The 21,313-nt window shown below is 63.8% G+C and carries 17 protein-coding genes; 9 read left to right on the top strand and 8 right to left on the bottom strand.

Annotated elements, in window-relative coordinates:
- The first annotated feature begins 2 nt into the window (after positions 1 to 2).
- The 3 genes from NKI88_RS06435 (at position 3) to ppa (ending at position 1,973) form a co-directional block, all read left to right on the top strand.
- The gene (locus tag NKI88_RS06435; RefSeq protein WP_023822005.1) at positions 3 to 641 is read left to right on the top strand and encodes a TPM domain-containing protein; all 639 of its coding nucleotides are present in this window, start codon (positions 3 to 5) and stop codon (positions 639 to 641) included.
- A gap of 168 nt (positions 642 to 809) precedes the next feature.
- Entirely contained in the window at positions 810 to 1,316 is a 507-nt protein-coding gene (locus NKI88_RS06440; protein WP_113191959.1) for a GNAT family N-acetyltransferase, read from the top strand.
- Positions 1,317 to 1,439: 123 nt separating this feature from the next.
- Positions 1,440 to 1,973: an inorganic diphosphatase gene (ppa, locus tag NKI88_RS06445; RefSeq protein WP_023668623.1), complete on the top strand. Its 534-nt coding sequence runs from the start codon at positions 1,440 to 1,442 to the stop codon at positions 1,971 to 1,973.
- 219 nt (positions 1,974 to 2,192) lie between these two features.
- Here the strand turns inward: ppa and NKI88_RS06450 are convergent, their stop codons facing one another.
- Both NKI88_RS06450 and NKI88_RS06455 read right to left on the bottom strand, forming a co-directional pair.
- Complete coding sequence (locus NKI88_RS06450) at positions 2,193 to 2,789, bottom strand: hypothetical protein (RefSeq protein WP_023700187.1); 597 nt, start codon at positions 2,787 to 2,789, stop codon at positions 2,193 to 2,195.
- A 255-nt stretch (positions 2,790 to 3,044) separates the two neighbouring features.
- Positions 3,045 to 3,662, bottom strand: a complete 618-nt coding sequence (locus NKI88_RS06455) for a TetR/AcrR family transcriptional regulator (RefSeq protein WP_352654264.1) — start codon at positions 3,660 to 3,662, stop codon at positions 3,045 to 3,047.
- Positions 3,663 to 3,735: 73 nt separating this feature from the next.
- On the opposite strand from NKI88_RS06455, the gene NKI88_RS06460 reads away from it, so the two are divergent.
- Positions 3,736 to 5,019: an MFS transporter gene (locus NKI88_RS06460; RefSeq protein ID WP_023835196.1), complete on the top strand. Its 1,284-nt coding sequence runs from the start codon at positions 3,736 to 3,738 to the stop codon at positions 5,017 to 5,019.
- A 263-nt stretch (positions 5,020 to 5,282) separates the two neighbouring features.
- The gene (locus tag NKI88_RS06465; protein ID WP_352654266.1) at positions 5,283 to 6,857 is read left to right on the top strand and encodes an alkaline phosphatase D family protein; all 1,575 of its coding nucleotides are present in this window, start codon (positions 5,283 to 5,285) and stop codon (positions 6,855 to 6,857) included.
- Positions 6,858 to 6,904: 47 nt separating this feature from the next.
- Here the strand turns inward: NKI88_RS06465 and NKI88_RS06470 are convergent, their stop codons facing one another.
- Positions 6,905 to 7,183, bottom strand: a complete 279-nt coding sequence (locus NKI88_RS06470; protein ID WP_245260088.1) for a hypothetical protein — start codon at positions 7,181 to 7,183, stop codon at positions 6,905 to 6,907.
- A 197-nt stretch (positions 7,184 to 7,380) separates the two neighbouring features.
- Between NKI88_RS06470 and typA the strand changes: the two genes are divergently transcribed.
- Positions 7,381 to 9,210, top strand: coding sequence for a translational GTPase TypA (gene typA, locus NKI88_RS06475; protein ID WP_023681424.1), 1,830 nt, complete (start codon positions 7,381 to 7,383; stop codon positions 9,208 to 9,210).
- Between the two features lie 55 nt (positions 9,211 to 9,265).
- Here typA and NKI88_RS06480 read toward each other — a convergent pair whose 3' ends face one another.
- Together NKI88_RS06480 and NKI88_RS06485 are read right to left on the bottom strand one after the other, a co-directional pair.
- Entirely contained in the window at positions 9,266 to 9,889 is a 624-nt protein-coding gene (locus NKI88_RS06480) for a DUF1062 domain-containing protein (RefSeq protein ID WP_352654268.1), read from the bottom strand.
- A gap of 340 nt (positions 9,890 to 10,229) precedes the next feature.
- Complete coding sequence (locus NKI88_RS06485; RefSeq protein WP_352654270.1) at positions 10,230 to 11,264, bottom strand: L-idonate 5-dehydrogenase; 1,035 nt, start codon at positions 11,262 to 11,264, stop codon at positions 10,230 to 10,232.
- Positions 11,265 to 11,405: 141 nt separating this feature from the next.
- Between NKI88_RS06485 and NKI88_RS06490 the strand changes: the two genes are divergently transcribed.
- On the top strand, positions 11,406 to 12,020 hold the full coding sequence (locus NKI88_RS06490; RefSeq protein WP_023818262.1) for a LysE family translocator: 615 nt from the start codon (positions 11,406 to 11,408) through the stop codon (positions 12,018 to 12,020).
- Between the two features lie 25 nt (positions 12,021 to 12,045).
- Here the strand turns inward: NKI88_RS06490 and NKI88_RS06495 are convergent, their stop codons facing one another.
- Together NKI88_RS06495 and NKI88_RS06500 are read right to left on the bottom strand one after the other, a co-directional pair.
- Positions 12,046 to 12,486, bottom strand: coding sequence for a hypothetical protein (locus NKI88_RS06495; RefSeq protein WP_352654272.1), 441 nt, complete (start codon positions 12,484 to 12,486; stop codon positions 12,046 to 12,048).
- 3 nt (positions 12,487 to 12,489) lie between these two features.
- Positions 12,490 to 13,053 carry a peroxidase-related enzyme gene (locus tag NKI88_RS06500; protein WP_352654274.1) on the bottom strand — a complete coding sequence of 188 codons (564 nt, stop codon included), beginning with the start codon at positions 13,051 to 13,053 and terminating at the stop codon, positions 12,490 to 12,492.
- Between the two features lie 131 nt (positions 13,054 to 13,184).
- Here NKI88_RS06500 and NKI88_RS06505 point away from each other — a divergent pair, with 131 nt between their 5' ends.
- Together NKI88_RS06505 and NKI88_RS06510 are read left to right on the top strand one after the other, a co-directional pair.
- Positions 13,185 to 17,975: an NAD-glutamate dehydrogenase gene (locus tag NKI88_RS06505; RefSeq protein ID WP_352654276.1), complete on the top strand. Its 4,791-nt coding sequence runs from the start codon at positions 13,185 to 13,187 to the stop codon at positions 17,973 to 17,975.
- Positions 17,976 to 18,237: 262 nt separating this feature from the next.
- Positions 18,238 to 19,617 carry an MFS transporter gene (locus tag NKI88_RS06510; protein WP_023726112.1) on the top strand — a complete coding sequence of 460 codons (1,380 nt, stop codon included), beginning with the start codon at positions 18,238 to 18,240 and terminating at the stop codon, positions 19,615 to 19,617.
- A 44-nt stretch (positions 19,618 to 19,661) separates the two neighbouring features.
- On the opposite strand, the gene purH is transcribed toward NKI88_RS06510, so the two are convergent.
- Positions 19,662 to 21,278 (bottom strand): bifunctional phosphoribosylaminoimidazolecarboxamide formyltransferase/IMP cyclohydrolase, encoded by a 1,617-nt coding sequence (purH, locus tag NKI88_RS06515; RefSeq protein ID WP_023737927.1) that lies wholly within the window; start codon positions 21,276 to 21,278, stop codon positions 19,662 to 19,664.
- Between the last annotated feature and the right edge of the window lie 35 nt (positions 21,279 to 21,313).

Below are 21,313 nucleotides of genomic sequence, written 5' to 3' on the forward strand. Positions count from 1 at the left end.
AGATGGCAACACGACCGATCAGCCCACAGGACCATGAGCGCATCGCCACCGCGATCCGCGCGGCCGAGGCCAAAACCGACGGCGAGATCTACTGCGTCGTTGCGCATGCCAGCGACGGCTATTTCTTTCCCGCCGCCTTCATGGCGACATCAGGCATGCTGATTGCCAGCCTCGCCGTCGCTTATGGGCTGGAAGCCTGGTGGCTGTCGATCCGGCTGCCGCATTTCGTCATTGTCCAACTGCTGGCACTGGCCTCGGTGTTGGTGCTTTTGTGGGCGCAGCCTGGCTTGCGCATCCATCTGGTGCCGCGCCGGCAGCGTTATCAGGCGGCACATCACAATGCGCTCAGGCAGTTCCTCGCCCGCAATGTCCACCGCACCACGGCGCGCACCGGCGTGTTGGTCTTCGTGTCGATCGCCGAGCGTTATGCCGAAGTGGTCGCCGATTCGGGCATCGACAGCAAGGTCGGCCAGCATGTCTGGGACGGCGTGGTGCGCGATCTCCTGCAGCATGCCGGTCACGACCGGCTCGCCGACGGCTTCGTCAAGGCGATCGGGCAGGTCGGCGCGGTGCTGGCCGAGCATTTCCCGGTGACGTCGGGCGACGCCAATGAACTGGACGATCATCTGGTCGAGATCTGAAAAGCCAGCAAGCGCTACCCGGACGGACGCCTGATCGCGCCGGCTGGGTGCGTTTTCCAGGCAGGCTTTGCCCATTGTCAGCAGCGTCGCGATCCGCTGTGAGAAAGCGGTCGGCGGGCTGACCTCGACTCTTGCAAATGGCCGATGCGGGTTTATGGTTAACAAATCATGAATACGCTGAGCATCGACATCAGGAAAGCCGAACCGCGCGACGCTGGCGCCATTGCGGACGTGCACCAGCAGGCTTGGGAGGGCGCCTATTCCGGCATCATCCCGCATCGCTCGCTGACCTCGATGATCAACCGCCGCGGCGCCGATTGGTGGGCCAACGCCATCCGCCGCGCCGCCACCGTTCTGGTGGTCGAGATCGGCGGCACCATCGCCGGCTATGCCACGATCGGCAAGAACCGCGCCCGCGAGCTGAAGCAACAGGGCGAAATCTACGAACTTTATTTGCGTCCGGAATATCAGGGCATCGGGCTCGGCAGCCGGCTGTTCAAGGCGGCGCGGGCGCGGCTTGCCGACCACGGGCTGAAGGGAATGGTGGTGTGGGCGCTGGAAGACAACCAGAACGCACTTTCCTTCTATGCCGGCGCGGGTGGCCGTGACGTCGCCGAAGGCGTCGAGGTTTTCGAGCAGAGGGCGCTGAAGAAGGTCGCCTTCGTCTGGGAATGACCGGTCTCGGTTACAAATCATCATAAACCGTGCGCTTCCGTTAGCGCTTCGCACCAATCGCCGCATTGCACCATGCCGCGCCGCCCGCTATCGATCTTGGACATCGAGAGAGGGATTTAAGCCATGCGAATCGAAGCCATTGCCATCGGAAAGAACCCGCCCGAGGACATCAACGTCATCATCGAGGTGCCGATCGGCGGCGAGCCGATCAAGTACGAGATGGACAAGGAGGCCGGCACGCTGTTCGTCGACCGTTTCCTGCACACCTCGATGCGCTACCCCGGCAATTACGGTTTCGTGCCGCACACGCTCTCGGGCGACGGCGACCCGATTGACGTTCTGGTCTGCAACACCCGCGCGCTGGTGCCGGGCTGCGTCATCAATGTGCGGCCGATCGGCGTGCTGGTGATGGAAGACAATGCCGGCCAGGACGAGAAGGTCATTGCCGTGCCGTCGCCGAAGCTGACGCTGCGCTACGAAAACGTCACCGAATACACGCAGCTGCCCGAGATCACCCGCGACCAGGTCCAGCACTTCTTCGAGCACTACAAGGATCTCGAGCCCGGCAAATGGGTCAAGATCGAAGGCTGGCACGATTCCAAATACGCCAAGAAGATGATTGTCGACGCGATCGCACGGGCGAAGGCGGCAAAGTAGCGCCGAGAGAGGCCTGCGTCTCGTTCAAGTAAGCGGCAAACGCCAGCGCGAGGCACCCCCCTCTGGCCTGCCGGCCATCTCCCCCTCAAGGGGGGAGTCGCAACGGCTTTCGTCAATTTTCAGCGCCGAAAGAAAAGCGCCGCCAGCGAAGCTGCCAATCTCCCCCCTTGAGGGGGAGATGCCCGGCAGGGCAGAGGGGGGTGCCTTGCACCCACGTGACTAGTTATCCACCCGACCAAACGCCGGCACGTTGCCGATGACGGTGTGCTTGTCCTTGCCACAGGCGAAACTCTTCGCCTTTTCGTCGGCCAGCTTGCGCGCCTGGTCATTGGCCTGCGGGTTGCCGGTGGCCAGCACGAGGCCGATGGTGCAGCCGTCGCGGGCTTCCATCTGGGCGACCTTGGCGACGAGCAGCACTTCGGTCGGCTTGTTCTCGTCCTCGGGATTGCTGATCGAGCGGCGGTGGATGACGGCAAAGGGAACGGCAACGTCGCCCTTGGTCTCGATGCGCCACTCGACCTTGGCGCCGGACGAGTTGAAGCCGGAAAAGCTCTCCCAGACCGAGGTCATGTCGCCGCCGGGCGGAAATCCGTAGAACAGCGATTCACGGGCGTCGTCATAGGCGATCAGCACGGGATAGCCACGATAGCCGGAGCAGGCGAGTTCGGCCCATTCGCCGTCGCCTTCCTGCGCCTGCGCATAGGTGACGCAGTCCTTTTGCGAGTCGAGGTCGGTGTAGACGCTTGATATGCCGTCGGCATGGGCGGTTTGGGATAGGGCGGCGAGGGCGAATGGAACAAGCAGCAGGGTTCGCATGCGGACGTCTCCCGTGAAGTTCGCCCCAGCCTATCGCCAAATCTGCGGCCGGCCTAGCGTGCCAATCTCAACGTTGGCGCCGCCCAAATCGCCCTGCCGGGCAATTCTCCCCCTGAACGGGAGAAAGTGGCCGGCTGCGCCGCTGGCGACAACCTTGCAACGCTGGCAATTGGCGAAATCGTGATGAGAGCGTTCCTCGCCCCATTTCCGGGAAAGGATGCCGGCAGGTGAGGGGCGGCGCCAACGTTCGAAATGTTATTTCTTCAAGCTCGCCTCGATCAGCAGGTCGGCGTTGTGGGCGACCGCTGCCGCCGGGCCTCCGAGGCCGAAGAGCTGGCCACTGATATAGGCGCCTTCGATCAACAGCAGCAGGCCGTCGCCGAGCGTGTCAGGGTCTTTAGCGCCCATCGCTGCGGCCATGGCGCGCAGGCGGTGGCGCAACTCCTGCTTGTTGGCCTCGCTGACGACACGCGCCGGATGGCCATGTTCGGGATATTCCACCGCCGCGTTGGTCATGCCGCAGCCGCGATAGTCCGGCCTTTGCGTGCGCTTGCCGACGCGAGTCAGAAAAGCCCTGAGCTGTGCCCGCGGGTCGTCGGGATGGGCAGCCACGGCTTCGTCGAAACGCTCCCAATACTCACGGTCATATTGCCTGAGATAGGAAGCGGCGAGCTCGTCCTTGGAGGGAAAGCTGCGGTAGAGGCTGGGCTTGGTGACGCCGGCGCGCTTGACGATTTCGTCGACGCCGATCGCCCGGATGCCGCGGCGGTAGAACAGGTCGTAGGCCACGTCGAGGATTTTCTTGGCAGCCTTGGGCGGTGCGGCTGCATGACCGTCCTTGATGGTCAGTTCAATATTTTTGTCCGTTGGCATGGTATGACTCGATTGACGTGTTACCGATCGGTACGTATACATGTCCTCACCCTGCAACGTACCGGTCAGTAACATGATAGCTCAATCCCGTCCCTTTGGCCAGCGCTACGCTTTCGTCGTGGTTGGCGTCATCTTCCTTTGCCTGTTGATCGCGGCCGGGCTTCGTTCCGCACCCTCGGTGATGATGCTGCCGTTGGATAAAAGCTTCGGCTGGGGGCGCGATACGGTTTCGATTGCCGCTGCGATCGGCATCTTCCTTTACGGCCTGACCGGGCCGTTTGCCGCCGCATTGATGGAGCGTATCGGCTTGCGCCGCACGCTGCTTGCCTCGCTTGTGATCATGTCGGGCTCGACCGCGCTCAGCCTACTGATGACCGAGCCCTGGCACCTGTTCCTCACCTGGGGCGTGTTTTCCGGCATCGGCTCCGGCGCGGTCGCCACCGTGCTCGGCGCCACCATCGTCAACCGCTGGTTCAAGACCAATCGCGGCTTGGTGATGGGGCTGATGTCGGCCTCCAGCGCCACCGGCCTGTTGGTGTTCCTGCCGCTGCTGGCATCGCTCGCCCAGTCGGGCGGCTGGCAGCCCGTCGCTACCGCCGTCTCGATCGCCACCGCCTGTCTTCTGCCGCTGGTCTGGCTGTTGGTTCCGGAGCGTCCCGCTTCGATCGGCATGGTGCGCTATGGCGCCGGGGCGGATGACGTGCCGCCGGTATCGCCGGCATCGCAAGGCAATTTCCTGGCGCATACGCTGAACACGCTACGCCGCGCCGCCGGCACCCGCGTCTTCTGGTATCTGTTCGCCACGTTCTTCATCTGCGGCTTCACCACCAACGGGCTGGTCGGCACGCATCTGATCTCCTTCTGCGGCGACATGGGCATCCCCGAGGTACAGGCCGCAGGCCTGCTGTCACTGATGGGTATTTTCGACCTGATCGGTACGACGCTCTCGGGCTGGCTCACCGACCGTTTCGACCCGCGCAAGCTGCTCGGCGTCTACTACGGCATTCGCGGTCTGGCGCTGATCTATCTGCCCTATTCCGGCTTCTCGGCGACCAGCCTGATCATCTTCGCCGTGCTCTACGGTCTCGACTGGATCGCCACCGTGCCGCCGACGCTCAGGCTCGCCAACGAGGCGTTCGGCGACCGCAGCGGCCCGATCGTGTTCGGCTGGATCGTCGCCGGCCACCAGGTGGGTGCGGCCACTGCCGCCGCCTTCGGCGGCACCATGCGCGAGCTGCAGGGCAATTACGAACTGGCCTTCTTGATCGCCGGCATGACGGCGATCGTGGCTGCGTGTCTGTCGCTGCTGATCAATACGAGCAGGCCGGCGTTCGATCCGGAGCCGCAAGCGGCGTAAGGCGCGGTACTAATCTCCCCCCTCAGGGGGGAGATGGCCGCGAAGCGGCCAGAGGGGGTCCGTGCGACCGGACTCAGCCTCTTGCGCATAGGAGGTCGGCGCTCCAAGCGAGGCGACCCCCTTCTGTCGCCTTCGGCGACATCTCCCCCCTCAAGGGCGGAGATCACCTGTCGATTGTTATCAAAGTTTCATCTTCCCGAGATGTGGCTGAAACATTGAAGCTGGAGCTTGCTGGCACCGTTCGAAGCCATCAGGAGACAGCCATGAACAAGATCTCGTTGACCCGCCGCGCTCTCGTCACCTCTGCCAGCGCCGCCGGTCTGCTCGGCGCATCGGGGCTCGCTTTGCCCTATTATTCGCGCGCCAGCCAGCGCCCGGCCTTCACCCATGGCGTCCAGTCCGGCGATGTCGATGCCTCGAGCGGCATGGTGTGGACGCGCACCGACCGGCCTTCGCGCGTCATGTTCGAAGTGTCGTCGACGGAAAACTTCGCCAATGCGACGCGGCTGGCGCCGCTCGATACCTCGCCGGCCAGCGACTTCACGGTCAAGCGCCTGCTTACCGACCTCGCCTCCGACCAGGATATCTTCTACCGGATGACTGCCGCCGACCTGTCGGATATCAACGCCGTTTCCGAACCGATCGTCGGCCGTTTCCGCACAGCACCCGCCTCGAAGCGCGACATAAAATTCGCCTGGTCGGGCGACACGGCCGGCCAGGGCTGGGGAATCGATGAGACCGGCATGAAAACCTACGCCACCATCGCCAGGCACACGCCGGATTTCTTCCTGCATTCCGGCGACACCATCTATGCCGATGGCGCCATGAAGGACGAGGTAGACCTGCCTGGCGGCGGCAAGTGGAAAAACGTCGTCCTGATCGACGGCAAGCGCAAGGTGGCCGAGACGCTGGATGAGTACCGCGACCAGTGGAAATACAACATGATGGACAAAAACGTTCTGGCCTTGAGCGCCATCTGCCCGACCTTCTACCAGTGGGACGATCACGAGGTGCTGAACAACTGGTCGGATTCGAAGAATCTCGGCGCCGACAGCCGCTACACCGAAAAATCCATCCATGTGCTCGCGGCGCGTGCGGCGCGCGCCTTCCATGAGATGACGACGATCCGCTACGAGCCGTCCGAGCCCGGCCGCGTCTACCGCAAGATCGCGCATGGGCCGCTGCTCGACGTGTTCTTCCTCGACATGCGCTCCTATCGCGGCCCGAACGGCCCCGACATGCAGGAGGACATGACGCCGCAGTCACGCATGCTGGGCGAACAGCAGACGAAATGGCTGAAGCGCGAGCTGACGAATTCCAGGGCGACCTGGAAGATCATTGCCGCCGACATGCCGCTCGGCCTCGTCGTCTGGGACGACGGCGCCAAGAAGGTCGGCGCGGAAGCCATCAGCAATGGCGACAATGGCCTGCCCAAAGGCCGCGAGCTCGAGATCGCCGACCTGTTGCGCTACATCAAGACTGCCGGCATCACCAACACGGTCTGGTTGACCGCCGATGTCCACTACACGGCGGCGCACTATTACAACCCCGACAAGGCGCGGTTCCAGGATTTCAATCCTTTCTGGGAATTCGTCTCGGGCCCGATCCACGCCGGTACCTTCGGTCCCAATGATTTCGACATGACCTTCGGCCCGGAGCTGAAATTCATCAAGGCGCCGACCACCGAACAGGGCCAGAACCTGCCACCCTCGGCCGGCCTGCAGTTCTTTGGCCTGGTGGACATTTCAGGGGCGACAGAGCAGCTGACCGTGCGGCTGATGGATCGCGACGACATCGAGCTTTACAAGGTGACGCTCGATCCGGTGCGGTCGGCGTAAGCCTTTGGGTCGGCGCGAAGGATCGCTACGCCTGGAATGGGCAGCCGTCAGTCCGGGTAGCAAACCGTCGGAATCTTCGGCCAAACCGCGCTGTCGCAACCTGCAACCTGCTGCCTCTGCTTGAAAGAGGCGCTGACCGGGCCAGTGACCATTGGGTCGACGCCATCAGGGGCGTCGGCAAACATCTGCTCGGCCGTCCGGTCGGACGACGAAGCCGGATTGGCTTCCTTCACCGTGGCGGCCGATTGAGCGGCATTGGCCGCCAGCACGGCAGCGAATGCGACCGAAGCGATGAGGGGCCAAAATCGGTTGAGTTTGTCGGTCATGAATTTCGAACTACCCGGGCCCAGAAAGGTTCCCGCCTTGGTTAACAAAACCATCTCACACCGAGATGCTTAAGATTTGATGAGTATTTGGTGGTGCGCCTCCTCTTTCGCAATTGCGAAAAACCCTGTATGAGCCGCGCAACCGAAAGAGGCGGCGCCTTTTGGCCTGCTGCCTGCAACGCTCCCGAGACCACAAAATGAAAATTCGTAATATCGCGATCATCGCGCACGTCGACCATGGAAAAACCACCCTCGTCGACCAATTGCTGCGGCAATCCGGTTCCTTCCGCGACAATCAGCGCGTCGCCGAGCGCGCCATGGATTCCAACGACCTCGAAAAGGAACGCGGCATCACCATCCTGGCCAAGGCGACCTCGGTCGACTGGAAGGACACCCGCATCAACATCGTAGACACCCCCGGCCACGCCGATTTCGGAGGTGAGGTCGAGCGCATCCTGTCGATGGTGGATTCGGCGATCGTGCTGGTCGACGCCGCCGAAGGCCCCATGCCGCAGACCAAGTTCGTCGTCGGCAAGGCGCTCAAGGTCGGCCTGAAGCCGATCGTCGTCATCAACAAGATCGACCGTCCGGACGCCCGCCACGTCGAAGTGGTCAACGAGGTGTTCGACCTGTTTGCAGCGCTTGACGCCACCGACGAGCAGCTCGACTTCCCGATCCTCTACGGTTCTGGCCGCGATGGCTGGGTCTCGGAAAATCCGGAAGGCCCGAAGGACCAGGGCCTGGCGCCGCTGTTCGACCTCGTAATCAAGCATGTGCCGGAGCCGACCGTTCATCCCGGCCCGTTCCGCATGATCGGCACCATCCTGGAGGCCAATCCGTTCCTCGGCCGCATCATTACCGGCCGTATCGAGAGCGGCACGCTGAAGTCCAACCAGGCGGTCAAGGTGCTCCACCATGACGGCACGCAGATCGAAACCGGGCGCATCTCCAAGATCCTCGCGTTCCGTGGCCTCGAGCGCCAGCCGATCGAAGAGGCGCAGGCGGGTGACATCGTCGCCATTGCCGGCCTGTCCAAAGGCACCGTCGCCGACACGTTCTGCGACCTGGCGGTGACCGAGGCGTTGCATGCGCAACCGATCGATCCGCCAACCGTGACCATGTCTTTCCTGGTCAACGATTCGCCGCTCGCCGGCACTGAAGGCGACAAGGTGACCAGCCGCGTCATCCGCGACCGCCTGCTGCGCGAAGCCGAAGGCAATGTCGCGCTCAAGATCGAGGAATCGCCCGACAAGGATTCGTTCTTCGTTTCCGGCCGCGGCGAATTGCAGCTGGCCGTGCTGATCGAGACGATGCGCCGCGAAGGCTTTGAAATCGCCGTGTCGCGTCCGCGCGTCGTCATGCAGAAGGGCGAGAACGGTGAATTGCTGGAGCCGGTCGAGGAAGTCGTCATCGACGTCGACGAGGAGCACGCCGGCATCGTCGTGCAGAAGATGTCGGAGCGCAAGGCCGAGATGGTCGAGCTGCGGCCTTCGGGCGGCAACCGTCAGCGCATCGTCTTCCACGCGCCGACGCGCGGACTGATCGGCTACCAGTCGGAACTGTTGACCGACACGCGCGGCACCGCCGTGATGAACCGGCTGTTCCACGCCTACCAGCCCTACAAGGGCGAACTGCCGGGCCGCACCAACGGCGTGCTGATCTCCAACGAACAGGGCGAGGCAGTGGCCTATGCCATGTGGAACCTCGAAGACCGCGGCCCGATGGTCATCGACCCGGGCGTCAAGGTCTATCAGGGCATGATCATCGGCATCCATAGCCGTGACAACGACCTCGAAGTGAACGTGCTGAAGGGCAAGAAGCTGACCAACATCCGCGCCGCCGGCAAGGACGAGGCGGTGAAGCTGACGCCGCCGATCCGCATGACGCTGGAGCGCGCGCTGGCCTGGATCCAGGACGACGAGCTGGTCGAGGTGACGCCGAAGACCATCCGCCTGCGCAAGCTCTATCTCGACCCGAACGAGCGCAAGCGCTTCGAGAAGTCGGCCAAGGTTGTGGGCGCGGCGTAATCGTCTGATTGTCTAAATTCGAGAGGGGCGAAGCACCGGTGCTTCGCCCCTTTTGTCATTCACCCACGGCAGCCGAAATGATGGCTTCACGATCCGGCTCGTCGGCCAGGTCAATGCGAATCGCCGTGCCGTCGCGGGCCGGCTTGCGCAAAGCTCTGGCGCCTTCGGGAACAACAACCAGCAATCGTTTCTCCTCCAGCGCCTGAAGCCGCGACCGCGAGATGCCGAGTTCGCCGGCGAGCAAGCGGTCGAGCCGCAGCGATGTCGGCATTTCCAGCCCAAGCCTGATTTCAAGCGTCGTTGCGTCCCTCTCGCCGAGGCTTCGCTTTTGAACCGCGACATCCGAAAATTCCTCGACGCGTCCGACCCGGTTTCGCAACGCCACGACATCGAAGGCATGGCGGCGGGCGAGGGCCGGATCGTTGCTTTCGAGCGCTGCCAGCAGCGCGGGTTCGATGTCGCGGCGGTTGCAGCGTTCGAAAATGCCGAAATTCCACGAATTGTCGCAGTCGATGCAGCGATAGATCAGCCAGACATCAATGCGTTTGCCATTGGCGTTGACGCGGAATTTGTCGCTGCAGCGATAGGCTTTCACGGCGCTGCAGCGGTTGCAGTGGACCAGGGGTCGAGGCGCGATTTCGGGCGTGATTGCCCAGTGGATAGCGAGATGTTGGGACAAGCCGGAAGACCTTCCAGTGTGGAAGTTCTTCAGGTCGGCAATGGCGAGATGCCCATGCGGGCACGGCGTGGCGAGAGCTAGCTATGTCGGAAATCAGCTGTCACGGGCGGCAAAGCGCGCGACAACGGTTCAGCGGTGCCAAACCGGTCTCGAACCGCCGCCTGAGGAACACGTGAAATGGAGCAGGCACCGCTTAATGCGGCGCCCTGCCAAGCGTGATCAGGGGAGTTGGCGAGACCGGCGGTTACTGAGGCAAAATGAAGCTCGAAATGAATGTCGGGACGGTTCTTCTAGCGGCAAGATGCCGAGCGGGCAAGGTTCATAGGGTGTCTCGCCCTGCTCAGGCGAAGGCGATCTGTACCTTCATCGATTTGTTGCGGTCGCCGGCGATCTCGAAGGCCGCAACCGCCTCGTCCATCGGATAGATGCCGGTCAGCAGCGGCTTGACGTCGACGCGGCGGTTGTTGATCAGATCGACGGCCAGCGCGAACTCGTCGTGGAAACGGAAGGAGCCGCGCATTTCGATCTCCTTGGCGACGATGAGATTCTGAGGCAGCGACATGTCGCCGCCTAGGCCGAGCTGCACGAGCACCCCGCGCGGCTTCAGCACATCGAGCCCGGCTCGCACCGCGCGCTCATCGCCGGAGCATTCGAACATGACGTCGAAACTGCCCTTCTCGACATTGTAGCCAGCGAGCTTGTCGGCATCTGTGGCGACATTGATGGTGCGGTCGGCGCCGATCTCGTTGGCCTTGGCCAGAACCGCGTCCATGACATCGGTGACGACGATCTCACGCGCGCCGTGGACACGTGCGGCAAGGATGCTGAGCGCACCGATCGGCCCGCAGCCGGTGACCAAGACCCGCTTGCCGAGCAGCGAGCCGGCGCGGTTGACGGCATGCAGCGTTACCGCGAACGGCTCGGCAAAGGCGGCTTCGTTGATGGAGACATGGTCGGCGATCTTGTGGCACTGCCAGGCCTCGGCGGCGAGGCACTGGCGGAAGGCGCCCTGTATATGTGGCATCGGCATGGCGCTGCCGTAGAATCGCATGTTGAGGCATTGGTTCTGCACGCCCTGCAGGCAGTACCGGCACGCATTGCAGGGCCGGCTGGGCGAAATCGCAACGCGGTCGCCGACGACAAGGCTGGAAACGCCGGCGCCAAGTGCCTTCACCGTGCCGGCGACCTCATGGCCGAGGATCATCGGCTCGCGCAGGCGCACCACGCCGAAGCCGCCATGATTGTAGTAGTGCAGGTCCGAGCCGCAGATGCCGCCGGCCTCGACCGATATTTCGACCTGTCCGGCGCCAGGCGTGCCCGGATCGGTCTCTTCGATGCGCAGGTCTTTTGCGGCGTGGATGACGATTGATTTCACGGCCGCGATCCTTTCTCAAACCGCTGGTACGGGCAAGTCCGATCTCCGAAATGTGTCGCGTTCGTTGGCCCATCAGCCCGAGGGGTGCCAAATCGCCACCGATCGGATATCATTTGCCATCCAACGCTCGAAGGCTCCGCCATGCACCTCACCTCGCTGCTGATCTTCGCCGCCGCTCTCTTCGTTGCCGCCGGCTCGCCCGGCCCATCGATCGCGGCACTGGTTGCCCGCGTCATCTCGAAGGGCTTTCGTGACGTGTTTCCGTTCCTGCTCGCCATGTGGATCGGCGAGGCCATCTGGCTGTCGCTGGCGGTGTTCGGGCTGGCGGTCGTGGCGCAGACCTTCCATTTCGCCTTCGTCGTCGTGAAATGGATCGGCGTCGCTTACCTCACCTACCTCGCCTTCAAGATGTGGACCGCACCTGTCGACGCAAAAGAAGGCGAGATGCCGCGCGAGGATTCGGCGACAAAGCTGTTCTTTGCCGGCATGGCGGTGACGCTCGGCAATCCCAAGATCATGATGTTCTATCTGGCGCTGCTGCCGACGATCATCGACCTCGCTTCGGTGAGTGTCATCGGCTGGGTCGAACTGACGGCGACGATGGCGGTGGTTCTGATCGCCATCGATCTCGCCTGGGTCGTCGCGGCCTCACAGGCGCGCAAACTGTTGAAGAGCAAGCGTGCGATGAAGATCGCCAACCGCATCAGCGCCACGACGATGGCCGGCGCTGCCGGGGCCATCGCGGCGCGATCCTGACCGCCTTTCTATGGGAACCTCAAAGCTAGACTTTGTCCAATAGATCCATGCTATCAGACGTGCCAACTTTCCAGCCGGCGAAGCATCCCAAAACGCCACAGGCCGCGCATCGTACGCCAACATACAGCCAGCGAACGCCGTCACGTTCCGGGTAGATGGAAAACCCGACGCCGATGTTTGCAGCTTCGGAGCCGCACTCGGTGCACGCCCATCGTTCCGGCTGGGCTTCGTCCCAAAGTTCCGCACTGTCGCAGATAAGATGCTCGGATCCGCAGACCGTGCACGTTCGTCGCGCCACACCCTCGTCATCGTCGGCATCGAGGAGAAACGAGATGGAACCGCACTTGCAGCGGGCGAGCCTGAAGTCATGAACCTCGGCGTTGTCGGCGCCATAGGCTTCCAAGTATTCTCCGATGTCAGTGGGCTCGCTGCCAACCCACCACTTGCCTGACGTATCTATCGTCATTGGTCACCTCGCCATGGCGTGGTATTCGTCGTTCGGGCGCATGTCGATGGCCGCCGCCACGCGGTTCGACATGTTGAAGAAGGCGGCGGTCGAGGCGATGTCCCAGATGTCGCGGTTGGTGAAGCCGGCGTTGCGCAGTGCTGCCCTGTCCGCCTCGACGATCTTTGCCTGCTCTTCCGTCAGCTTGACGGCGAATTCGAGCATCGCCGTCTGCTTCGGTGAAAGATTGGCGGCGCGGAAATTCATCACCATCATCTCGCCGAAGGACGGGTCGCCGGAGAGCTGGCGCACCGCCGCGCCATGCGCCGTCAGGCAATAATAGCAATGGTTGATCGATGAGACGACGACCGCGATCATCTCGCGTTCCAGCTTCGACAGGCCGGATTCACCCAGCATCAGATCATTGTAGGTGTCGGTAAAGGCGCGCAGCTTCTTCTCGTCGAAGGCATAGGCAAGAAGCACGTTGGGAACCAGGCCGAGCTTTTCCTCGCATTTGGCGAAATAGGCTTTTGTCGCCTCGCTCAGTTCCGCGATACCGAGGTCAAGTGCGCTGATTTTGCCGGACATGGGGTCTCCCTCCTAGTTCACCGCCGCCTGACCGTCGAATTCCTGTAATTCTTATCGAGCCGTCAAACCTTTGTCGCCAAACAGCGGTCATCTGCTACCATAGTCGTAAAAGCATGTGACGGGAGGACAACATGGCGAGCGTGAAATCCGCAGCTAAGCCGAAGAAAACAGCCACTGCCGGGGTGAAACCCGACGGGAAGCCGGCCAGGCTCGCTGACTATCTGCTGGCCCGCGCGCCGGCCGAAGACATTGCCGCCTATGACGCCGCCGACCTGGAGCGCGCCGCCGACCTGGCAGGACGTGCGGTCGCCGCCCACAAAAAGGGCCAAAGTGTCGTCGCCGTCGATGCCGGGTCGGGCGTCTCCCGCGAGGGCCGCCCGATGACGATCATCACCGTCGTCAACGACAACATGCCGTTCCTGTTCGATTCGATCCTCGGCGAGATCACAGAAACTGCCGGCGAACCGACTTTGGTCACCCATCCGGTCATCGTCGTGCGTCACGGCAAGGCCGGCGTCGACGAGATCCTCGGCGACGGCAGCGCCCTCAAGGACGATGGCAATCACGACCGCCTGAGCGTCGTCCATGTCCATATTCCGCGCCTGACGGCGGAGCAGGCCGACGCGCTGGCCGACCGCCTGCACAAGATGCTCAACCAGGTGCGCGCCGCCGTCAGCGACTGGAAGCCGATGCTCGCCCGTCTCGACCAGGCGATTTCCGAATTCCGCTATTCCGCCGTGCCACTCGACAAGAAGAGCGTTGCCGAGGCCATCGCCTTCCTGGAATGGCTGGGCGACGACAATTTCACTTTCCTTGGCATGCGCGAGTTCAAATATTCCGGTGGCGCCGAGAGCGGCAATCTGGAGCGCGCCGACAAGCCCGGTCTCGGCATCCTCGCCGACCCGGATGTGTTGGTGCTCAGGCGCGGCACCGAGGCGGTGACGACGACGCCTGAAATCCGCGCCTTCCTGCATGGGCCGGAGCCGCTAATCGTCACCAAGGCCAACGCCAAGTCGCTGGTGCACCGCCGCATCTATCTCGATTATATCGGCGTCAAAACCTATACCGCCAAGGGCACGCTTGCCGGCGAGTTGCGCATGGTCGGCCTGTTCACCTCGACCGCCTACACGCGCTCGGTGATGAAAATCCCGTATCTGAGGTCAAAGGCCGAGACCATCATCGCCAAGTCCGGCTTCGACCGGCACGACCATTCCGGCAAGGCACTGATCAACGTTCTGGAGAGCTATCCGCGCGACGAGTTGTTCCAGGTCCCGGTGCCGGTCCTGAAAAAGCACGCCGCCGCCATTCTCGGCCTGGTCGAGCGGCCGCGGGTGCGGGCGCTGGTGCGCGCCGACCAGTTCGACCGCTTCGTCTCGATCCTCGTCTTCGTGCCGCGCGACCGCTATGACAGCGTCGTGCGCGAGAAGATCGGCACCTATCTCAAGACCGTCTTCGAGGGCCGTTTGTCGGCTTATTACCCGGCGTTTCCGGAGGGCGGGCTGGCGCGTGTGCATTTCATCATCGGCCGCTCGGGCGGCAAGACGCCGAAGGTCGAGCAGGCGGCGATCGAAGCGGCGATCCGCGATATCGTGCGAACCTGGGACGACGCGCTGGCCGAAGCCGCGGAAGCCGTCGGCGGCGATCCATCGCTGAAGGCGATCGCCGCGCGTCTGCCTGAGAGCTATCGCGATTCCTTCAGCGCGGCCATCGCGCTGAAGGATGCGGGGCGCATCGCCGGCATCAGCACCGCCAACCCGATCGCCATCGACTATTACCGCCATGCCGAGCAGAAACCGCATCAGGCAGCGCTGAAGATCTACCACCACGGCAGCCCGGTAGCGCTGTCGCGTCGCGTGCCGGTGCTGGAAAACATCGGCTTCCGCGTCATCAGCGAGCGCACCTTCGAGGTTGGCGAGGACGGCGGCGACACCGTCTTCGTCCACGACATGGAGCTGGAGAACAGCTACGGCAAGCCGATCGACCTCAGCGATGGCGGCGCGCTGTTCGAGGACGCGTTCCTGTCGGTCTGGCGCGGCGACATCGACAATGACAGCTATAACGGGCTTGCCCAGACCGCCGGCCTGTGGTCGGGCGAAGTCAGCATTCTGCGCGCCTATGGCCGCTACCTGCAGCAAGCCGGTATCCCGCAGAGCCAGGATTTCATCGCGGCCGCGCTCAACCGCTATCCCGACATTGCGCGCGGCCTGCATGCACTGTTCGTCGCTCGTCTCGGCCCGACCGCCGAGACGGAAGGCGTCGTCGCCGCCAAGCACCTCAAGGCCAAGATCAAGGACGCGCTGGAGGAAGTCCCTAACATCGATGACGACACCATCATCCGCCGCTATCTCAACCTGATCGAAGCCTCGTTGCGCACCAATCATTTCGTTGCGGGAACGAAGGCGCGGGGCCAGTCACTGGCGATCAAGCTGGACTCGCAAGCGGTCGATGGCCTGCCGGCGCCGCGGCCGTGGCGCGAGATCTTCGTCTATGGGTCCGAGGTCGAAGGCGTGCATCTGCGCTTCGGCCCGGTTGCGCGCGGCGGCCTGCGCTGGTCAGACCGCGCCCAGGATTACCGCACCGAGGTGCTCGGCCTGGTCAAGGCGCAGCAGGTCAAGAACGCCGTCATAGTGCCGGTCGGCGCCAAGGGCGGCTTCTATCCGAAGAAGCTGCCGATGAGCGCCGGCCGCGACGCCATCTTCGAGGCCGGCACCTCGGCCTACAAGAATTTCGTTTCCAGCCTGTTGTCGATTACCGACAATATCGGGCTGGACGGTGTCATCCCGCCGGCCGGCGTTGTCAGGCGCGACCCCGACGATCCCTATTTCGTCGTCGCCGCCGACAAGGGCACGGCGACCTTTTCCGACACCGCCAACGCCATCAGCGAAAGCCACGGCTTCTGGCTCGACGACGCCTTCGCCAGCGGCGGCTCGGCCGGTTACGACCACAAGAAGATGGGCATCACCGCCAAAGGCGCCTGGGAAGCGGTCAAGCGGCATTTCCGAGAGATCAACCGCGACATCCAGGCCACACCCTTCACCGTCGTCGGCGTCGGCGACATGTCGGGCGACGTGTTCGGCAACGGCATGCTGCTGTCGCCGCAGACCAGGCTGATCGCCGCCTTCGACCATCGCGACATCTTCATCGATCCCGATCCAGACAGAGTGGCGTCGATGGCCGAGCGCGAGCGCATGTTCGCGCTGCCGCGTTCGTCCTGGCAGGACTATGACAAGACCAAACTGTCGGAAGGCGGCGTCATCGTCTCGCGCAGCCAGAAGTCGATCACGCTGCCTGCGGCAGCGGCGGCGGCGATTGGCCTCGCCAAGACCACCGCGACACCGGCCGAGATCATGACCGCCATCCTCAAGGCGAATGTCGATCTGTTGTGGTTCGGCGGCATCGGCACGTATTTACGGGCCTCGGGCGAAACCAATGCCGAAGTCGGCGACCGCGCCAATGACGCCATCCGCATCACCGCGCTCGATGTGCGGGCCAAAGTGATCGGTGAGGGCGCCAATCTCGGCGTCACGCAGCGTGCCCGCATCGAATTCGGCATGAATGGCGGTCGCTGCAACTCCGATGCCATCGACAATTCCGGCGGCGTCAACTGCTCCGACGTCGAGGTCAACATCAAGATCGCGCTGGCGTCCGCCATGCGCAAGGGGTCGCTGACCCGGCCGGCGCGCAACAAGCTGCTGGCCGAGATGACCGACGAGGTCGCCGGCCTCGTGCTGTCCAACAATTACGAACAGACGCTGGCGCTCTCCATCGCCCGCAAGCGCGGCCTTGCCGACATCGCGCACCAGAGCCGGTTCATGGCGGCGCTGGAGGCTCGGGGCCTGCTCGACCGCGCTGTCGAGACGCTGCCGTCGCCGGCCGCCCTTGCCGAGCGCGAGGCGCGTGGCGAGCCGCTGACCCGGGCGGAGCTTGGCGTGCTGCTCGCCTATGCCAAGATCGTGCTGTTTTCCGACATCGTCGCCAGCGACGTGCCGGACGACGCGCATTTCGACCGCGACCTGATGGGCTATTTCCCCGATCGGATGGCGAAGAAATATGCGGCCGAGATCCATGGCCACCGGCTGCGCCGCGAAATCATCGCCCGCGTCGTCGCCAACGATCTCGTCAATCGCGGCGGACCGTCATTCGTCAACCGGCTGCAGGAAGCCACGGGGCGCAGCGCGGCCGACGTGGTGCGCACCTTCGCCGTGGTGCGCGACGGCTTCGCCCTGCCGGCGCTCTATCGGGAGATCGATGCGCTGGACAGCCACATCGACGGCCAGGCGCAGCTCGATCTCTACCAGTCCGTCAGCCGGCTTATCTTCGTGACCAGCGGCTGGTACCTGAAGAACGATGCCGGCACCGCAGCGCTCGGCCAGCGCATTGCCGAACTGCAAGAGGCGCGCATGGCGCTGGAGCCGAAGCTGCTCTCGCTGCTACCGGCCTTCTCGCGCGAGCGGGTCGAGGAGCGGCGGCACGGCCTCTTCAAGGCCGGCGCCCCGGAAAAGCTCGCCGGGCAGCTGGCAATGGCCGATGTGGCGGGACTGATCCCCGACATCGCACTGACGGCGCGCACGGCCAATGCCGACGTCGTCGCCTCGGCCAAGGCGTTCTTCGCCGTCAGCGATGCCTTCCGCATTCCGCGCGTCGAAGAGGCGGCGCGTTCTATCACGCCGTCGGACTATTACGACCAGCTGGCGCTGTCGCGCGCCACCGACACGATCGGCGCGGCGCGGCGCGGCATCGCGGTGGCGGCTCTCGCCAGCCATACCGGGACGGCGGATCCTGTGGCGGCCTGGCTGGAAGCCGGCGGCGAGCGCGTGGCGCGCATTCGCGAGCGGCTGCAAGCGCTGACCGAAGGCGGGGATATCACCGTGTCCAGGCTGTCGGTGGCTTCGGGGCTGATGAGCGATCTGACGGGGATGTGAGGCTCGGGACTTTACCCTCCCCCTTGTGGGGAGGGTCGCTGCGAAGCAGCGGGGTGGGGTGCGGCACCGACCCCCACCCGGACCTTCGGTCCGACCTCGCCACAAGGGGGAGGTAGGGGCGCGGCGCCTTTCTTCGCGTCTCTATGCAGGTAGACAGCGGCGACATCCAGGTGAGGGGCAGCGCGAATCTTTGGCGGTTTGCATGAGCATTCGAAACATGCAGACATGGCGTCCGACAAGCGCGGTGTCCGGGGGAATCATCATGGCGGCGGTAGATGCAGTGCAGCGGGCATCGGGACGCGGCATCTGGGGGTGGATGTTCTTCGACTGGGCGGCGCAGCCGTTTTTCACCGTCGTCACCACCTTCATCTTCGGCCCTTATTTCGTCTCGCGCATGGCGAGCGATCCGGTCTCAGGCCAGGCGGCCTGGGGCTACGGCATCGCTGTTGCGGGCCTGGTCATTGCCGTTTTGTCGCCCATCCTCGGCTCGATTGCCGACCAGACCGGGCCGCGCAAGCCGTGGATTGCGTTCTTCGCCTCGATCAAAATCATCAGCCTTTGCCTGCTATGGTTTGCCGCTCCCGGCTCGAATCTTTTCCTGGTGGTGCTGTTCTTTTCTCTCGCTTCGGTCGCGGCGGAATTCTCGACCGTGTTCAATGATTCGATGATGCCGCGCCTGGTGCCGAAGAGCGAGATCGGCCACGTCTCCAACATTGCCTGGGGCCTTGGTTATCTCGGCGGCATGATCGCGCTGATCTTTGTCGTCGCTTGTCTGGCGGCTTCGCCGGAGACCGGCAAGACGATCATCGGGGTCGACCCGCTCTTTGGGCTCGACCCGAAACTCGGCGAGGACGCGCGCGCCACCGGGCCGCTGTCGGCTGGCTGGTATTTCCTGTTCATCCTGCCGATGTTCTTCTTTACGCCGGACGCCATCAAAGGCATTCCGATCGGGCCGGCGGTGCACGAGGGGCTGTCGGAACTGAAGTCGACGCTGACTGAAGTGCGCCGGCGCAAAGGCATCTTCCGCTTCCTTGTCGCCCGCATGATTTATCAGGACGGCGTCAATGCGCTGCTCGCTTTGGGCGGCACCTTTGCGGCAGCGATGTTCCACTGGTCGATCACCGAGATCGGCATGTTCGGCATCATCCTCAACGTCGTCGCCATCGTCGGCTGCCTGGTTGCCGCATGGCTGGACACCGCGCTTGGCTCCAAGACCATCGTGATGATTTCGCTCGCCCTGCTCAGCATCGCCACCATCGGCATCGTTTCGACCGGGCCAGGCTACACGTTGTTCGGCGCCTGGATGATGCCGGGAGCCGATAGTGGCGGCCTGTTCGGCACGGCGGCGGAAAAGGCCTACGTTTTCTATGGCCTGCTGATCGGGCTGGCGTTCGGACCGGTGCAGGCGTCGTCACGCTCCTACATGGCGCGCAGCGTGACCGCAGCCGAATCCGGCCGCTATTTCGGCATCTATGCGCTGGCCGGAAGGGCGACGAGTTTCCTGGCGCCGTTCATGGTGGCGTCGATCACGCTCGCCAGCGGCTCGGCGCGGCTCGGCATGGCGGCCATCGTGCTGTTCCTGGGCGTGGGGATCGCGATATTGATCTGGACGCCGTACCCGGCGGATCAGCCGGTGGAATAGCGCCGCACTTTTCCTTCTCCCCTTGTGGGAAAAGGCAGAGGCGCTCAATGCCTGAAATGCCTCACGCCGGTAAACACCATGGCGATGCCATGCGCGTCGGCAGCGGCGATGACGTCTTCGTCGCGCATTGAACCACCGGGCTGGATGACGGCAGTGGCGCCGGCTTCGATGGCTGAGATCAGCCCGTCGGCGAAAGGGAAGAAAGCGTCGGAGGCGACCACCGAGCCCTTGGTCAACGGCTCCGCGAGGCCAGCTGCTTCCGCCGCGTCGAGCGCCTTGCGGGCGGCGATGCGCGAGGAATCGACGCGGCTCATCTGGCCGGCGCCGATGCCAACCGTGGCGCCGTCCTTGGCGTAAACGATGGCGTTCGACTTGACGTGCTTGGCGATGCGGAAAGCGAATTTGAGGTCGGCCATCTCGGCCGCCGTCGGCGCGCGCCTGGTCACCACCTTGAGCTCGAGATCGTCGACCACCGCGTTGTCGCGGCCCTGGACGAGCATGCCGCCAGCGACGGATTTCACAGTGATGCCGCCGGCGTGCGGATCGGGCAGACCGCCGGTGACCAGCAGTCGCAAATTCTTTTTGGCGGCGATGATGCGGACAGCGTCCTCCGACGCGTCCGGCGCAATGATCACCTCGGTGAAGGTTTTTACGATCTCCTGAGCCGCTTCGGTATCGAGGATGCGGTTCATGGCAACGATACCGCCAAAGGCCGAAACCGGGTCGCAGGCCAGCGCTCTCGCATAGGCAGCAGCCAGCGAAGCGTCCTCGGCGACGCCGCACGGGTTGGCGTGCTTGATGATGGCAACGGCGGCGCAGCGGTTGGGATCGAACTCGCCGACCAGCTCGAAGGCGGCATCGGTGTCGTTGATGTTGTTGTAGGACAGCTGCTTGCCCTGCAACTGGCGAGCCGTGGCGACCCCGGGCCGCTTGTCGCCATTGACGTAGAAGCCGGCGCTCTGATGCGGGTTCTCGCCATAGCGCATGACGCTTTCCAGCCTGCCGCCGAAGGCGCGCCAGGTCGGGTGCTCGATCTCAAGCGTTTCGGCGAACCAGCCGGAGATCGCCGCATCGTAGCTGGCGGTGCGGGCAAAGGCCTTGGCCGCCAGCTTCTGGCGGAAATCCAGCGACAGCGAGCCGATGTTCATCTCCAGCGCGTTCAGCACCGAGGCGTAGTCGCCGGGATCGGTGACGATGGCGACATAGGCGTGATTCTTGGCCGAAGCGCGGATCATCGCCGGGCCGCCAATGTCGATGTTCTCGACAACAGCGGCATAGTCGGCGCCGGAACGGCGGACCTCCTCGAACGGGTAGAGATTGCAGACGAGCAGATCGATCGGCTCGATGCGGTGATCGTGCATCGCCTTGGCGTGTTCGGGATCGTCGCGCACGCCGAGCAGTGCGCCATGCACCGACGGGTGCAGCGTCTTGACGCGGCCGTCCATGATCTCGGGAAAGCCTGTCAGTTCCGAGACGTCACGCACCGCCAGCCCCGCCTCGGCGATCGCCTTTGCCGTACCTCCGGTCGAGACCAGCTCGACGCCGGCCGCGACCAGCCCTTTGGCGAAGTCGGTCAGGCCGGTCTTGTCGAAGACGGAAAGCAGGGCGCGGCGGACCGGAACGAGGTCGGGTGCCGGAATGTTCTTGGCGGCGACGGCCATGGGCTGGCGGCCTTTCAGGGCTGATTGGAGAGCGT

The sequence above is a fragment of the Mesorhizobium sp. M0317 genome, from assembly GCF_040321555.1.
Lineage (GTDB): Bacteria > Pseudomonadota > Alphaproteobacteria > Rhizobiales > Rhizobiaceae > Mesorhizobium.